12 protein-coding genes are annotated in these 15,934 nt (G+C 62.0%); 1 reads left to right on the top strand and 11 read right to left on the bottom strand.

Annotated elements, in window-relative coordinates:
* Nucleotides 1–100: 100 nt before the first annotated feature.
* Nucleotides 101–1,450: a glycosyltransferase gene (locus MSIL_RS19825; RefSeq protein ID WP_012592855.1), complete on the bottom strand. Its 1,350-nt coding sequence runs from the start codon at nt 1,448–1,450 to the stop codon at nt 101–103.
* 422 nt (nt 1,451–1,872) lie between these two features.
* Here MSIL_RS19825 and MSIL_RS19820 point away from each other — a divergent pair, with 422 nt between their 5' ends.
* On the top strand, nt 1,873–2,604 hold the full coding sequence (locus MSIL_RS19820) for a response regulator (protein WP_012592854.1): 732 nt from the start codon (nt 1,873–1,875) through the stop codon (nt 2,602–2,604).
* A gap of 129 nt (nt 2,605–2,733) precedes the next feature.
* On the opposite strand, the gene MSIL_RS19815 is transcribed toward MSIL_RS19820, so the two are convergent.
* From MSIL_RS19815 to MSIL_RS19770, 10 genes are all read right to left on the bottom strand, one after another.
* Nucleotides 2,734–5,223 carry a two-component system VirA-like sensor kinase gene (locus MSIL_RS19815; protein WP_012592853.1) on the bottom strand — a complete coding sequence of 830 codons (2,490 nt, stop codon included), beginning with the start codon at nt 5,221–5,223 and terminating at the stop codon, nt 2,734–2,736.
* Entirely contained in the window at nt 5,220–6,080 is an 861-nt protein-coding gene (locus MSIL_RS19810) for a cytochrome-c peroxidase (protein WP_041368210.1), read from the bottom strand. The genes MSIL_RS19815 and MSIL_RS19810 overlap by 4 nt, the downstream gene beginning before the upstream one ends.
* A gap of 258 nt (nt 6,081–6,338) precedes the next feature.
* Nucleotides 6,339–6,476, bottom strand: a complete 138-nt coding sequence (locus MSIL_RS21795; protein WP_187148681.1) for a hypothetical protein — start codon at nt 6,474–6,476, stop codon at nt 6,339–6,341.
* 510 nt (nt 6,477–6,986) lie between these two features.
* Nucleotides 6,987–7,766 (bottom strand): response regulator, encoded by a 780-nt coding sequence (locus MSIL_RS19805; protein WP_012592849.1) that lies wholly within the window; start codon nt 7,764–7,766, stop codon nt 6,987–6,989.
* Nucleotides 7,767–8,453: 687 nt separating this feature from the next.
* Nucleotides 8,454–9,662 carry a multidrug effflux MFS transporter gene (locus MSIL_RS19800; protein WP_012592848.1) on the bottom strand — a complete coding sequence of 403 codons (1,209 nt, stop codon included), beginning with the start codon at nt 9,660–9,662 and terminating at the stop codon, nt 8,454–8,456.
* 91 nt (nt 9,663–9,753) lie between these two features.
* A complete protein-coding gene (locus MSIL_RS19795) occupies nt 9,754–11,001 on the bottom strand; it encodes a condensation domain-containing protein (RefSeq protein ID WP_012592847.1) in 1,248 nt (415 codons plus the stop codon).
* Between the two features lie 59 nt (nt 11,002–11,060).
* Nucleotides 11,061–12,350, bottom strand: a complete 1,290-nt coding sequence (locus MSIL_RS19790; RefSeq protein WP_012592846.1) for a glycosyltransferase — start codon at nt 12,348–12,350, stop codon at nt 11,061–11,063.
* Nucleotides 12,351–13,023: 673 nt separating this feature from the next.
* The gene (locus MSIL_RS19780; RefSeq protein WP_012592844.1) at nt 13,024–13,881 is read right to left on the bottom strand and encodes a hypothetical protein; all 858 of its coding nucleotides are present in this window, start codon (nt 13,879–13,881) and stop codon (nt 13,024–13,026) included.
* Entirely contained in the window at nt 13,878–14,546 is a 669-nt protein-coding gene (locus tag MSIL_RS19775) for an ABC transporter ATP-binding protein (protein ID WP_012592843.1), read from the bottom strand. Before MSIL_RS19775 ends, MSIL_RS19780 begins: the two co-directional genes overlap by 4 nt.
* 3 nt (nt 14,547–14,549) lie before the next feature.
* A complete protein-coding gene (locus tag MSIL_RS19770) occupies nt 14,550–15,917 on the bottom strand; it encodes an ABC transporter permease (protein ID WP_244406184.1) in 1,368 nt (455 codons plus the stop codon).
* Nucleotides 15,918–15,934: the final 17 nt, after the last annotated feature.

Below are 15,934 nucleotides of genomic sequence, written 5' to 3'. Positions count from 1 at the left end.
CGCGGGCCGCAGGACGACGCAGCTAAAAAAATACCTGCGCGCTGGCCGATATCCTCGGCGAGCGCGCAGGCAGACCCCTCTTTTTGAGGTGGCGGAGCGACTAGGAGCGTGCGGCGCGGCGCGTCTGCTTGGCCTCGCTCGCGTCAGTCCATCCGGCCGCCGGACCACGCGCGACCTCCTCGACGATCCGAAGGATTTCAAATCGCGTGTCGATCGCGCGGTATTCCTTGGCCATGGCCGAAGCGCGCAATTTATAGACGGGCTCGTCCAGCACGCGTCGAACCGCCTCGCGGATGGCGGCCGGAATTGGCTCGTTGGATTGAAGATCGACGCCCACTCCCGACCATGAAATTCGGGCGTTGACATCGGCTTTGTCTTCGCCGAGCCCGGCCGCGACGATCGGCACGCCAAAGCTTAAGGCCTGATTGACGCTCCCGTAGCCGCCGTTGGTGACGAAGGCGTCGATCTTCGGCAGGATCCATTCAAACGGCAGATAGCTCGCCAGCCGCGCATTGCCCGGAATCGGGCCGGGAATCGCGTCGACGCTGCGTCCCCCGGTGGTTACAACGACCAGCACATCCTTTTCGTCCGCGAGAGCCTCAAGCGTCGGGGCCACCAGATGACCGAAATCATGGTTGGAGACCGTGCCCTGAGTCACGAGGACGACTTTGCGCGAGCCATCGAGCTCGTGCGCCCACGCCGGCAGCGGCGCCTGGTTCGGAATGATCGGCAGCGCTCCGACAAAGCGAACGCTCGCCGGCAACTCGCGACGCGGAAATTCGAAACTTGAAACCGAGAGCTGTAGATAGCGATCGGGCAAGGTAACAACGGCCTCGACCATAGGCCGGGGCAGCGGCCCAACCCCGAGTTCAGCCAGAACCTTGTCCAGAGTCCGCCCCGCAGGGGCGTAGACGGCCTCGTCATGCTCCTTGGCCATAGCGGCGTATTCTTGCCGTTGCGCCTCGCTGCGCGCGGGATGCAAACCGACAAAATGTGGGGCGCCGTCATCGCGCCGACAATGCAGGAACATTGTGCCGCACAGTATGATGGGCGGACGCTCGGAACGAGGTCCGAGCAACATCGGCAGGACGCCGAAAAAGAGATTGTCTCCGATGATGACATCGGCGGGGAAATCCCACAGAACGTCCTTCAATCCTTCGTATTGGGCGGTCAGCGGCTCGATGAACGCGCGCTCGAGATTGAACAGCATCTGCTTCGGCCCAATGGGTATATTTTTGCGCTCGGGAAAGACCGCGTCCACATCCCGAAAATCAAGATCGGCGGGCGGCGGAAAAGCGCGGAAGCGAGCGCCCGACGCTTCGATCGGGTCTCGCATAGCGTTGGCCGACAGACCGACAACCTCGTGGCCGGCCTTGACCAGTATACTGCCGAGCGAAAACAACGGATTGATGTGACCTGTCGCAGGTGTTGAGGCAATAATAATTTTCATTTGTCGCGTCACTCCATATTGAGCGAAGGCGCATATCCGCCATTCAATCTCGCGCTCGATAACGCGGGGTCGATCTAGGCAGACGAACGCGGGCAGTCCCGAAGCTATTGGCGCCCAGTTACCGTTGGGCTACGGGCGGCATGCGCAATGGTTACAGTTGAAATGAGCGCATCCGCGCTGATTACTTCGCACGCAAGCCCATACGATTAAGATCTCAGTCAGTTTCGGCGTCCGAGCTATTGCCCCGCCTTCTTTATAGTCCGTCTAAATACACTGCCTTTCCGTCATGTGTGATCGGTTACACGCCCACGCGGTCAATCGATGCGATAGCAGACGCCCAGCGGAGACCATGTCCGGCGCGTCAGCCCCGCATGACCGCGATCAGGAGGGACGTCCGAAATCCAGCGCACGGGAACGAAGATATGAACCACGAAAGCAGCCGCGCAGCCCGCATCCTTGTCGTCGAGGACGAGGCGGCCGTGCAACAGATGATGGTCGACTATCTGGAGGAGAACGGCCTGAGCGCCGTCGCCTCCTCGGATCTGGAAGAAACGGCCAATCATTTTGAAACATCCGCGCCCGACCTGGTCATCCTCGATCTGCAGCTCGGCAAGCAGGATGGACTTGATCTGCTGCGTGAGATTCGCTCTCATTCGGACGTCCCGGTGATTATCGTGACCGGCCGTCGATGCGATGAAATCGATCGGGTGGTCGGGTTGGAGCTCGGCGCCGATGACTATCTCAACAAGCCGTTCAGCCTCAAGGAGTTGCTGGCGCGCATCCGCGCCATTATGCGGCGGCGCGATGTCGGCGCGCCGCCTCAACAGGATCAAGAGCGCCGCCATTATCACTTTGATGGCTGGCGCCTCGACCATCGCGCCCGGCGTCTAACGGACCCAAACGGCGTTCCGGTGGCGCTGACGAATAGCGAATATACGCTGCTGATTGCTTTTGTCGACGCGCCGCAGCGCGTGCTTTCGCGCGAACAATTGCTGCAGGCGACCCGCATGCACGAAGATATATTCGACCGCAGCATTGACGTGCAGGTGCTGCGGTTGCGGCGCAAATTGGAGGATGACGCAAGCGCGCCGCGGCTGATCCGGACGGAGCGCGGGGTGGGCTACATGTTTGCGGCCTCGGTCGCACGGCTTTGACTGCCGACTGGTCAGTTGTGGTCAGCGTCGGTCAAGTCTGCTCCCGTCTCAGGCGGAGAATTCATGCGATACATGAAGAGTCGCGAGCAAGGTTTCGTCAGCCGCGACCCATCCCTATCGAAACACGCCTCAGGACGCCGGCGCCCTCGCCGGGGCGGCCTGAGGCGCGGCCAGGCAATGTCTCAATGCAGCGGCGATCTCGGATGAAATGAACGGCAGGCGCACAACCTCGCTGATGCCGGCCCGGAGCAGCGCATCGACCCCAATCTCTTCGGCCGAGGCCGTCGCCAGGACGATCGGCAGATTGGGCGCCATGTCATGAAGCGCCGCCGCGAGTTTGAGGATCGGCCCTGCGCCCCTGGGGCAGTTTACCACTATCGCGTCAAACCGCTGTGGCCCCACGCTGTAGGCTGTCATCGCCTCACTCAGGCGGCTAAATCCGACCGGTTCATAGCCGAGCGCGGCCAGGATTTCTTCGCTTTTCAGCAAAGTCTCGCGATCCTCATCGAGGACCAGCAATGTTTGGCCTTGACCCACCGGAAGCCCCGGCTCGTTCGTCTCCAGGACGCCCTCGACCATACAGGGCAACCAGGCTTCGACGGACGTTCCGGCGCCTGGCTTCGTCAGGACATTCATGACGCCATCATGTTCGCGAACGATATCGCGCGCCGTGGCAAGACCCAAACCATTTCCCGCCGCGCGAGTGGTGAAAAACGGCTCAAAAATATGTCTGAGGACCGCCTCGTCTATGCCGCGCCCGGCGTCGCTGACTGCGATGCGGACATAGCGACCCGGCGCGAGACTCCCATGGCTCAGCGTGCGCGGCCTCGTAACGTCTTGGACGTCCGGCGCGACTTCGATTCGCCCGTTTCCATCCATCGCCTGGGCCGCGTTGCTGCAGAGATTGAGGATCACCTGCTGCAATTGCGCGCGATCTGCAGACACCACCGCGCCAGCGGGCGCCTCGTGGACAATCAATTCTATGCCTGGCGGCATTGAAGCGCGAAGAAGCGAGGCCGCCTCGCCGATCAGGTCTCCCAAACGGACAGGGACACGGCGGGCGTCGCGAGGCCGTCCAAAGACAAGGATCTGATCAATGAGGTCGCGGGCCAACTCCGCGGCGCGCCGGATCTCATGTAGGTCGCGGATGAGCCGGGCGTCCGCTTTCACTTTCGCTTCCGCCATTTCCGCATAGCCGAGAATGGCTCCAATAATATTATTGAAGTTATGCGCTATGCCGCTGGTCAGCGCGCCGACCGTCTCGAGGCGGCGCGCCCGCGCCAGACGCTGTTGCAGACGCGCCCTTTCCTGTTCGAGATGGTTCCGTCCGACGGCGTTGGCGATGGCGTCCAGCGCCATGCGCATCAAGCCAAAATCATCATGTGGAGAGATGATGTAAGGCGTTGGCGCGTCAAAGGCGAGGATCGCCGCGACGTCATCGCCGCGCATTCGCAGGACGCAGGCCCAACCGCGCACGCCGGCCGCGGCGAGGCGATCTTTATCCTCTCCGGGCTCCATATTTTCCACATTTGGAATTTGTATGATCTCTTGCTCTCTTTGCTTAAGCTGGCGCGCCAGCGCCAAACCCTGATCCGGCCAGTCTGGCGAACAGGACACCCCCTTCGCCCTCCATATAAACGCCTGCTGCGGCGCGCCAGCGAGCGCGACATAGCCGCGACTCGCGGTCATGTGTCCCGCCAATCTGCCCAGCGCCTGCTCTATCTGAGCCGCCATCTCCTCCGGCTGCGCGTTGATGAAATGCGTCGAGATGTCAGCGATCATATGTTCGAGCGCGGCGCGCCGCATTAATGCGAGCGCCCGCGCGCGGAGCCGCAACCCAAGCTGGACGAGAACGCCAAGCAGAAGCAGCGAGGTGGCGTAGAGAAGAAGCCGAAATGTGCGCGCCGCGTCTCTTGAAGCTTTCTGATGCGTCAGGATCACCGTGCGAAGGGCCGCCTCTTCCCGTTTGGTCGGGACAGCCAACAGCGCTTTCACATTTCCATCGGTTGTCGGGAGAAGCCTGAAAATCATGCGTCCGTGCGCCACGAGCGCTTGAATCGAGTCAGCTTTGTCGGACGGCGGCGCTTGCTTTGCGAGGGCGTCCAGCCGTGCTTCGACCTCGCGCGCGGTCTCGGTTGACGTATCTAGCGTGAAGTGCAGCATGGCGGCGGCAAGAGCGCTGACGCCCGGATCCAGCGGCCTGCCTTGATCCATTGCGCCCAGCGCAACGCTGAACACGCCGAAATAGGCGAGCGAGTTTCGCAGAAGAGCGTTGTCGCTCTTGAACTGTTCGACCATTTTCTCGTGTGGGCGAACCAACACCGCAAGTCGGTCGACCGGCGCAGCAAGCTCCTTCTCGAAGGCTGCGGCGCGAGTCAGCCGATCAAGCGAATCCTGGAGCGCGTTGACGTCGCGCACCAGCGGATCATAGTTGCGCAACATGCCCGTTCGTGTGGTGAGAACATCCCGATGCAGCGCATTTTCGACCATTGCAAAATGATCGAGCGCCGCGAGGGATCGGTCGAAGAGTTCCGCTTCGCTGTTGGTCGCGCGCCAGGCGAGCCAGGTCAGCAAAAGAAGCAAAAGCGGCACCGCCGCCACCTGCGGCGCAAGTTTCATGGCGCCGACGCCTTGACGGGGTGATCGTCGAAGGTCCCGGTTAAAGTTCCGAGAAAGGCGACGATCGCTGCGACCTGCTCATCTGTAAGCGTGCGATTCAGTTGAGCGGCGCCCATCTTCCGAACCGCGTCGCTGAGGGTCGGGGCGCTGCCGTCGTGGAAATAGGGCGGCGTTGTCGCTACATTGCGCAGGCTCGGCACGCGCAGAATCTCGGGTTTCGGCGACGCAAGCGGATGAAAGATGCCGTGCCTTTCGAACAAATTGGCGCCGATATTCACGCCTTGATGGCAGGAAATGCAGCCAAATTTCTTGAACAGATTATAGCCGGCCGCCTCCTGAGCGGAGAGCGCCGAAGCCTCCCCGCCGAGCCAGAGGTCGAAACGGCCGCCCGGCGTGACGAGAGATCGCTCATAGGTGGCGATCGCGTTCAGCACCGCCTGCCGGTCCGGATCGGAGCCATAGGCCTCCTTGAACCGTTGCGTCATCTCGGCGTCGGCGCTCAATCTGCTAATGACCTCGTCAATGCTCGTTCCCATGATCGCCGGATTTGCGAGCGAAGCCTCGGCCTGGTCTTCCAGGCTGCGAAAGCCGCCCTCCCAATTGAGCCGAAAGCTGAGGGCCGCATTGAAGACGGTATTGGTGTTGAGCGATAGCTCGGTTCCATTAAGCGCGGAGCTGCGACGATTGGCGTCCGCCCCGTTGGTCTGGACGTCATGGCAGGACGCGCAAGAACGCGTCGCATCGTGAGATAGACGCGCATCCTCGAAAAGTCGTTTGCCAAGGGCGAGCTTCTCCGGATCGGCGACGGGCGCCGGCGGAATAGGCGTGATCAGTTCGGGATCCGTCGGCAACGTCAAGGCAGAGCTTCTGGAGCCTGGCGCTTGCGCGAACGTGGCCGTGGTCAGGAGCAATAGAGCCAAGCACATCCAGACCCCCCAGCAATGCGTCGACGACCGCGCCGGCTCAGCGGGCCGAAAGGGGAGGCCCGACATTTTTGAGAAGAATGACATATGCCGGTTTCGCTCACGTCGATCGGGCGATGGGACTTGCATCGGCATGACGCCCTGAGCCTGTACAATGTTTGGCCGGTAGCGGCGAAGCGCAAGACGAACTGATCAGGTTCCCGTCGCCTCGGCCGCATCATGCGACAAAGACGTCTCCTCGGAAACCTTGCTTGGCAGCGCAGCGCGCGCCGCCTCTTCCGTATGATTGCGTTGCAGGCGGGCAATCTGCCCGCGCGCGTCGCGTGACACGAGCCTATCTGGAGAGTGGACCATCGAAGTCCGGCGCTCCCGACTCCTGCGGCGAGGCGTCATCGGAGCGCCGGCTCAGGGAACAAAAGGATTGCGGGTGCATGACGACTGCGTAAAGGGCAAAATCTTCGAGAAGCGCCCCGGCTATTTGGACAGTGATCGATGACATCGCCTCGGCAAGGGAAATCCACCATGGAGCGGACTCACGAACATCCTGGATTTGCTGACTGTGCGGCCGGCGCCAGTCCCGGCCGTCATGGGCGAGGCGCGCGCGACCAGCAATTTCCCCCGCTTCGTCTGGCCGCCGCCGCAATTGGGCGACGGGCGTGACAATGACGTTATCGGCGGACCAGTTAACGAGCAGCATTGGCTTCTCCCCATCGCTTGATGATGGGGGGAGCTTGCCGCCGTCGCATTACCGGAATGTCGCAACGTGGACGAATACAGCTACGGCTGTAATACCGGACCCAAAGCTTGCGCGAGCTGCGAATTCAGCGTCACAAGAACTTGTCAGATGCGCTCGACCGGAACCGACAATACATAGCCAACGCCGCGCTCGGTCTGGATCATCCGGGGAGCGCTCGGGTCGGTTTCGAGCTTGCGCCGCAGGCGCAAAACCTGGACGTCGATACTGCGGTCAAAAACGTCCTCGTGCACGCGCGTCGCCTGCAGAAGCTGTTCGCGGGCGAGCGGTCGCTGAGGCGCGTCGAGAAAGGCGCTCAGCAGCGTATATTCGCCCTTCGTCAGCGCCACCGGGCCCCCGTTTGGATCTGTCAGCGCCCGCGTGCGCCGGTCAAGCCGCCAGCCGGCAAACAGATAGCTCCCCCGCGCCTGATCGCGCTGCGAGGCGGCGCGACCGCTCTCGCGCCGACGCAACACGGCGCGTATGCGCGCCAGAAGCTCCCGCAACCCGAACGGCTTCGTGACATAGTCGTCGGCGCCGAGCTCGAGACCGACCACGCGGTCTATCTCGTCGCGTCGATGTCCCGTGGTGATGATCACGGGGACATCGGAACGCGACCGGATCTCACGGAGAAGATCCAGTCCGTCCTCTTGCCCAAGCCGCAAATCGAGTAAGACCAGACTAGGCTCCTCGATGGAAAATTGCCTGACCAAATCTTGCCGCCGCTGAATCCCCACAGCGCGCATATTATGCTCTTCGAGGTAGCCAAGGACCATGTGCTGCATGGCCAGGTCGTCATCAATAACCAGAATGCCGCCTGGCTGGTTTTGCTTGTCGCTGATATCCGGGTCGAAGGGGCTAAATGTGCGGATTTCGTCCCGGCTCATTGCGCGAGCTTGGTCATTCACCATAGCTGGGCGCCGACGACTATCAAGAAATTCAGCCTCATCGGACACGCTCCCAATAAAAGTTGAACAATAACAAATAAGTTATTCAATGCTTCCAAACACGCGCTCTAACAGGCGCTGAGCAAATATGGTTTTCTATACAAATCGCAGCGGCGTCATGCTTAATTCAACGCTAGAGCATGGCGGAAATTGCCATCGCAGTCGCACAGTTCGCGAAACATACTGGCGATCGACTACAGATGCAATATTATCGGAATGCGGCAGACTGCCGCCCACTCCGGGGGCGACGCGCTGAAGCCGACGCGCGGCTGCGCACAGCCGGGGTCGCGGACGCATCGGTCGCCAACCTGTGCGGCCGGGGCAGAAAACGGCGCGGATCGGGGGTTTGGTGCGCGCGGATGGTCTGACGCGTCGGCGCTTGCGGCGACGTCAGCAATCGGCCGCAGGCGGCTGCGTCGCCGACCGCATCTTCAAGAGACAGGCGTTGAACATGACGTGATGCGCCGCCAATTTGCGGCCAAGGGCTTGGCGCGCCCTCACCTATCTCTCGACAACGACGGCTTCTGGGAGCGCGATCGAAGCGGACGCCTCTTGAGCGCGACGCTCAATCCAAGTGGTCCGACGACCTTCCCCTAAATCTCGCTTTGCGATCGGCGCCGCCGCAATTCACGGCGATAGGGCGACGCGTTCGGCGGGACGGGCAATCAGCAGATAGCAGGCCAGTGCGAGAATTGAACAAGAAGCCATCACGGCGGTCATCGAAAGCGCCGAATGTCCATCAAAGCAAATTGCGACAACTCCGCTGGAGACAGCGCCTGCCAAGATCTGAATGGATCCGGCCGCCGCGCCGGCGGCGCCGGCAATCTGCGGCAACGGCTGCATCGCGCCGTTCATCGCGTTCGGCGTGACCAGCCCAAAGGCGAAGGCGGCGGCGATCATAAGCGAAATGACAAGAGGCAGCGGCATCCAGCCGGCCAGCGTCATGGCTAGAAGCCCAATAGCGCAGACCGCCAAAAGCGCCAGGCCAATCATCAGCGGATAAAAGGGCGATATTCCTCGCGCGAGGAGTCGGCCATCGAGGAAGGCGCCCCCCATGACGGCCGCTGCGCTCGCGCCGAAAATCAGCCCATACACGTCGGGCCTCAGCCCGACCACGTTGATAAAGAACAGCGAGGAGCCGCTGGCATAGGCGAATATCGCCGCAAAAGCGCTGGCGTTGACGAGAATGTACCCAAGACAGATGCGATGGGTCAGGACGCGAAAATAATTGCGGGCAATGACGGACGGCGTCAGGCGGCCCGCAGGGTCAATCCGGGCGCTCTCCCTGAAGCCAAGCGAAACGGCAAGCAGCACAATAAGGCCCACCACAAGAAGCGCCGTGTAGATAAGACGCCAGCCGCCGAGCGTGAGCAAAGCGGCGCCTGCCGTCGGCGCGACCATAGGAACGGTATTTATGGCGATAATGACATAGGAGGTCTTGGCGCGCGCGGCCTGAGCATCGAACAGGTCGCGGATGATCGCCAGCGTGATCGTCGTGCCCGCGGCGCCGGCGCCTTGGACAAGCCGCCACGTCAAAAGCGCCGACAGCGATTGCGCGACCGCGCAGCCGATGCTGGCGACGACAAAAAGTGCGCAACCGAATATGACAACTGGCTTGCGCCCAAGATAATCCGAGGCCGGTCCATAGACGAGCGGCGCCGCCGCGAGGCTCAACATGAAAGCGCTTATCGTCAACCCGACGTCTGACGCGGAGGCGTCGAGGTCGGCGCCGGTCGCCGCCAGAGCCGGCAGGCTCATGTCAAGGCCGAATGACGGGACCGCAGCGAGAAGGCCCAGCAGCAGGGTAAAGGTGGCGGAGCTCGGCTTGATACGCAAAGGATCACACTTCCGCGCGTGTTAATCGATTCATGCGAGCGCCGGGTCGTTCATTGCGACGACCCGGCCGATGTTGCATTAAGTGAGCCAGCTACAAGCAAGCCGAGATGAGAAGCTCCTCCATTCTCCGCAAGAACGACGGCAACGGCTTGTAGCTCGCATGCAGAAGGCTCAGCGATCCGTTCATCGTCGCAACGCCGATCTCCTGCTCGCCTTTGAAGCCCGCGAGAATAGACGGGCCCCACAACGCCCGGAACGTCAGATCTCCAAAGCGCGTTTCAATCGGCAACGCGCCAAGATTGCTGATGTTGATCTCAAAATTGAAGTCGGCCATGAGGTCGGCTACTCCACTTTTGTCAGGTTGATGGGAGAGGGCTTGTCCAATTTCTTCTATCATGCGGGACATCGCCTCGTGCGTTTGCAACAGAGCGATACTGCGCTTTGTAAGCCGCGCCGTTTCCCAAAAGGCGTGTGTCTGCGGCTCTAACGAAGTCATTCCGCCGCCAGAAAGCAGCGCCACCTCCTCGTCGGCTCCAATCATCGTCCTGGCGTCTATCGCTGAGCATACGTTGATCGTGCCTTCGCGTAGTTCGCTGGAAAGAAGCCTTGCCGCCTCGACTGCGGCGACGACGAGGGCTGCGTGGACTGTCGTCGCCTCCACGCGGCTGCGTCGCCGCAATTCGCCCGTCAGCGCCTGCGTCAATCTGAGGCTTTGAACCCGAGGAAACGATCCATCGGGCGCCCGGTAGACGTCCTGCCTGTCGGCGGGAGCTGGATCCGGCTCTTGATTAGGCGCTCTATCCCTCGTCGTCCACTCTAGAGGCGCGAGCAAGTCATCGAGCGGACCAATCGGCGGCAAGGGATCGAGAACTTCGCCAGACAGCGCGCGAAGCGCGTCCCTTATCGCAAATACCAAAGATTTTGTGTCTGCTATCGAATGATGCGAGGAAAGGATAACAGCCGAGCGGTGCGGTTGATGCAATATCACCGCCCGAACGAGCGGAGCCTGTTGGAGGTCGAAGCGGGTCGCAAGCTCCCACTCCATCTCGCGCTCCCAACGCATATCGCTGCTTGCAACGATCCGGAGCGGGATGCGCGCGCCGGCGACGCGGCGAAAGCAAGGACGACCGTCCTTGTCCAGTTCAATCTTGACCGAAAAATTGGGATGGCGCTGTTGCACCATATCGAAAGCCGCGCGCCACTCATCGACTGTTGTCGGCCCCTCGATCTCGGCGCAAACGGCGAAGTGGTACGGCATATGTTGATCCTTGAGCCAAAACATGTGCTCGATACTGCCAAGAGGCCGCATCAATCCTGTTGGGCGCGACGAATAGTTCATCGATTGAATCTCCGTTCTCGATAGGCGCATTGCGCGAATCCGGCTTCATCTAGCCAAGGTCAGTTTCGAAGCAGGCGCTTGCGCGCCGGGCGATGGTCCGCGCGCCGGAACGCGACAATCTCCTCCATCTCCCCGACGAGCCCGGCTGAATCGAGTTCGGCGGCGATCGCTGCGCCGAGCCGGTGCGCCGCGATTCGGAAATGGGGCTCGGTGAGCAGGCGATTTAGGGCGCGCGCGATCTCCGCTTCGGAGGCGGTCGGCGGCAAAGTCAGGCCGACGCCGCGCGCTTCCGCCCGCAATGCGTTGTCGTCCTGGTCGCGGCCCATCGGCATGATCAGCAGCGGCAGGCGGTGAAGCAGCGCCCGGCTCACCGTCCCGTGCCCGCCATGCGTCACCACCAGAGACACTTCCTTCATCACCGCATCGTGTGGAGCGCTATGGAGCAGCGTCACATTCTTCGGCGCGTGCAAGGCGCTGCCGACCAATGCGGGACCTGTCGTTACGACGGCGTCGATTTCGACCCTGCCCAGCGCGTTCACGACACGCTGAAGCGCGTCAGCCTGGTCCTGGAAGGTGGTGCTAAACGACACCAGGGCGCGAGGCCGATCTGATTGTGCCGGCCAGGGCGCCCTCCAGGGCTTCGACCAGCCGGGCGGGTCGAGCAACGGCCCTATGTATCGGACGTTATCGGGGAGGTCGTCAGCCGGGAAATCGAATGCTGAACTTATCGCCAGCAGGAACCGGTCGGGCCGGTCATATTGATCGAACACGTGGTTCAACGGAGCGAGGCCCTGCCCTTCGCGCGCTTCGTTCAGGAGATAAAGCCGCTCATTCAGAGCGTCCCCGAAGCGTCTGTTCGCGGCTTCGACGTCCGCGCGCTCTTCGAAGCTGCGCGGCGGCGTCAAGCCGCTGCCGACATGCGGAACGCCCGGCAAGGGCCTCACGCTGATATGTGGTGAAAGCACAGCGCAGGGGACGCCCGCGGCTTCCGCGGCGATTGCCGAGCCGAGCAGCATGTCGTGAGCAAGAAGGGCGTCGGTTGGCGCGGCGTTGAGTTCTTCCCGCGTGTCGGCCGCGCAAGCAGCGGCGGGGCCAAACAGGATATGTTCGCTAAAGCTGCCCAAATCCGTAGGGTCAAGCGCAACCAACAAGGGTTCGAAGTCCGAATAGTTCGGCGCCCGTCGCCACGCCGTGAAGCCAAACCCGGCCGCCTCAATCTCTTCGCGCAGGGCCGAATCGGCTAAAAGGCGGACCGTGTGACCGCTACGGCGCAATTGACGGCCGGCGGTCAGCATAGGGCCGAGATTGCCCGCGACGCCCCAACAGGCCAAAAGAAAATTATATGGCATTAATGTTCTCCTCTCGCAGTCTGGCGAGCTGCGCTCCGCGGACGCGAAATCGCGCGTTCAAGCGCCTCAAGCGGATCGGCGCGCCGCTCAAGCGCCGCCGTCATGGCCCAAGCGGGCCACGCTAACAGTTGCTGCAGATTCGGATCCCCAAAGGATCGCCTTGATAGCGGACAGAGTTGGGGCCAGGCTTTGAGGCTTTTGGGACCCACCGGTAACGAACGGCGGTCGCAGCCTCGAGCGTCAGGTAATCTTGATTTGACAGAGTATCGTCGGCTAGTTCGTTGGGCGGAGGCCTGATGTCCATTGCATTTATTTGCGGGCTGGGCGACGCCATCGCGACCATGGTCGCGGCGAATGGGGCCATTATGCTAATTCCGGCCATAGGATTCTCCTCGGTTGATCTCCTGATCAGAACGGCCGCATGCGGGACGGGGGTCCGCCGAAGCGTCCAGGATCATGAGCAACAATCGAGCGGGCGAGTTACGCCGCGATTGCACATTGACGGAGGAGTGTTGCGATCGTAACGAGCCTTTTCCGCGCACGGTCATGTGACTCGGAAAGCGCGGCCACGGCTGATCCGATGGATCGGAATTGCCGCTCTGAACGCCCTAAAGCAGGGATCATACGGCGAAGGCGAGCCGGTAACGAGGATTTGTTGTTTGTGAACTCATAACTAATGTGGCGGCATCGGAATATAGACCGGCGGCTCGCCCGAATATTTCATGCGCTTGCGGATCGCCTCGTCATCGGCGCCGTGCGGTTTGAGGTACACGAAATAGCGATCGGTGCGATCGACGATGTCATCCTCCGGTTCGCTGCGCTGGCTGATCAGGCTGCTGCTCTCGAAGCGAATGTGCATGTATCCCGGGAGCAGCTCCGTCCATTCCTTGAGATTGGGTTCGAAGATCGTTTCGTAAATCTGCCGGTCGGCCAGCTTCACGACGACCGGCGATACGCCATTGGGCGCCCGCGCCGGAACTTCTCGCCATGTCAGCCCCGACTGCTCGAACACGCGGAGCGGGCTGCGCATGACATAGATCGGATGCAGCGGATCGAGGTTCTGCATCGCCATGGTGAGCCGGTATGATTTCTGATCGGGCTCGTAGGCGACCTTGACGAGTTCGACGAAGACACCCGAATAGGCGGCGTGTTCGAGCGCAAGACCGGCAAGTCGCTTCTGCTCCAGCCAGTCGCGCTGGCGCCAGCTAATCGCTGCATCGATGCCGAATGCAAGAGCGACGAGGGCGATCGCCCCGATCACGACCTTGGGCCGCAGCAACCCGAGCCCGCGCCCCAGCCTCACGTTGACGTTCACACTTGAAGATGGAGGCTGGCGCCTGTCGGGCCCTTGTTGCTGCGCCAGAAGATCGCTTGCGCCGGCAACGTCCGCGACGGCCTGATCTTGGCCCTGCGCCAGCCTCTGTGAGCGGGCGCGCTCTTCGCGCAGATCGTCCCACAACCGAAGAATCAACGCGTCCTTTTCCGTATTGGACAAGGTTTCAAGGACTGGCTGGCGTTCCGCGCTTTTCACTTGACGAGACCGCCATTGGCGATGTGGAAGACACGGTCCGCCTGTTCCGCGAGACGGAGATTGTGGGTGACGATGATGACCGTCATCGCATGGTCGCGGTTGAGGGTGCGAAACTCGTCCATGATCTCCATCTCGGTCCGTTCGTCGAGGTCCGAGGTCGGCTCGTCCGCAAGCAGCAGCGACGGCGCATTGATGAGAGCCCGCGCAATCACGGCGCGGCGTTGTTGTCCGGCCGATATCTCCGCCGGATAGGCGTCGAGGCGCTCGGCCAATCCGAGCCTCGCGAGGAGCCGCGCCGCTCTCGTGTAGGCTGCGCCGGCGTCAAGACGACGGCCAAGGAGAGCCGGCAGCGCCACATTGTCGATGACGCGCAGGGCGGGCAAGAGACTTGCGAATTGGAAAACAAATCCGATCTTGCGATTCCTGAACTGCGCCAGAGCGTCGTCCGGGAGCGCCCAGATGTCGGCGCCCTCGACGCGCACCACGCCCTGGCTCGGGCGGCTTAACCCGCCGATCATGGCCATGAGCGACGATTTGCCCGAGCCGGAGCGCCCGACGATTGCGGCGAACTGGCCGCTCGGCACTTCGAGATCGATCCCCCGCACGGCTACGATATCCCCTCGTTCGGTCGCGTAGGTCTTTCCCACGTTGCTGCAGGACAGCATTCGTCAGCCTTCGGATCGAATGAGATCATAGGGCTGCTCGCGGCTGGTCCGCCACGCCGGGTAGAATGCGCCCGCCGCCCCGGTCGCGGAAGCCAGCAGAACGCAGGAGAACGCGATCAGCATGACAGCGCCCGTATTCAGCCAAACAAATGGGACTCCGACGCTCGCGAGATAGTAGACGAGCGAATGCTCGAAACCACGCAGCAGCAACAGGCCGAGCGCGCAGCCGATCAGCCCGCCCGCGGCCGTCGCGAGCGCCGCCTCTGTGAGCAGCATCCCGATGATCTGCCCGCTACGGGCGCCGATCGCCTTGAGCAATCCGAGTTCGCGGCGCCGCTCCGTGATGATCACCGAAAACAACACGCCGACCATCAATGCCGTGCTGAGGAACATGACGAGCATGAGTGCGAGCACGCCGTCGAGCAGGATGGTGAGACTTTGACGGATGGAGGTCAGCATCGATTCGCCGGCAATGACCTTGACATCGGGAAAGTTCGCCAGGATGGCGAACCGTACCTGCTGCGTTGTGGCGCCGGGCGCGAGTTCGACGAGGACCCCGGATAGCTTATGAGGCTCGAGCGGCGCCTTTTTCCCGCAGATGTTCACCATGATTTCCCGCAGGTCGTTCAGCGTCGAAAAAGCGATGAAAAGCCCGCGCTCGTGCGTCCCCACCGCGGATTTCCCGAGCTTTCCATAGACGATGAGCGGTTTGCCGAAGATCAGCACTTCGGAGCCGAGCGGCTCCTCGCGGCGCCCGCCGATGATGACGTCGCCTTCTCGCATGGGCCGATCAAGGCGACTGTCGAGCCATGGCTGGACGGTGATATCACGGGCGGGATCGAAAGCGATCAAATCGACCGGCTCGTCTCCGTGCCCGTAGCCGGAGGCGTCTGTTCGAAAAATCAATTGCGGGCCGATGCGCCGGACGCCTTTCAGCGCCGCCAGCCGGCCGAGCATGTTGTCTTCGAGCGTGAGATCGGTGGGCTCGGCCGTCAACAGCGCCGCCGTTAAGTTGGTGAGCGTTCCTTGCGGGACCACGAGCATGTCGGCCCCGAGGCGCGTGAAGCCGACGAGCATGCTGCTTTCAATGCTGCGCAACAGGACGGCGCCGGTGAAGACGGCGCCGCTGCAGATCGCGACGGCGGCCAGCAGCAGCACGGTGCGGGCCTTGCGCCGGCCGAGATTCTGCAGCGCAAGGCTTCCGAGCAGGAAGCGGATCCCCACTTGATCCGTCTTTGTCGCTGTTTCGTGGGATTTCATGAGGAGGTCCACGTCCGGCATCGCGTTACCTTGCGCCGGAATACCCGGGAACGGCAAGTGAGGCGGCCCGCCCGCACGCTCCATGGCCGCAGCCGCATCGGCGCCGCCCACGTGCGCCGGCGCGCTGC

This window comes from Methylocella silvestris BL2 (genome assembly GCF_000021745.1).
In the GTDB taxonomy this organism is placed as follows: domain Bacteria; phylum Pseudomonadota; class Alphaproteobacteria; order Rhizobiales; family Beijerinckiaceae; genus Methylocapsa; species Methylocapsa silvestris.
The sequence above is the reverse complement of the archived record's forward strand: the minus strand, read 5'-3'. Positions and strand labels throughout refer to the sequence as shown.

What these genes read in the sequence shown, in the direction of transcription:
- MSIL_RS19815 (WP_012592853.1), bottom strand. Translation starts at nt 5,223, where the DNA reads ATGAAACTTGCGCCGCAGGTGGCGGCGGTGCCGCTTTTGCTTCTTTTG.
- MSIL_RS19790 (WP_012592846.1), bottom strand. Translation starts at nt 12,350, where the DNA reads ATGCCATATAATTTTCTTTTGGCCTGTTGGGGCGTCGCGGGCAATCTC.
- MSIL_RS19820 (WP_012592854.1), top strand. Translation starts at nt 1,873, where the DNA reads ATGAACCACGAAAGCAGCCGCGCAGCCCGCATCCTTGTCGTCGAGGAC.
- MSIL_RS19775 (WP_012592843.1), bottom strand. Translation starts at nt 14,546, where the DNA reads ATGCTGTCCTGCAGCAACGTGGGAAAGACCTACGCGACCGAACGAGGG.
- MSIL_RS19795 (WP_012592847.1), bottom strand. Translation starts at nt 11,001, where the DNA reads ATGAACTATTCGTCGCGCCCAACAGGATTGATGCGGCCTCTTGGCAGT.
- MSIL_RS19805 (WP_012592849.1), bottom strand. Translation starts at nt 7,766, where the DNA reads ATGAGCCGGGACGAAATCCGCACATTTAGCCCCTTCGACCCGGATATC.
- MSIL_RS19825 (WP_012592855.1), bottom strand. Translation starts at nt 1,450, where the DNA reads ATGAAAATTATTATTGCCTCAACACCTGCGACAGGTCACATCAATCCG.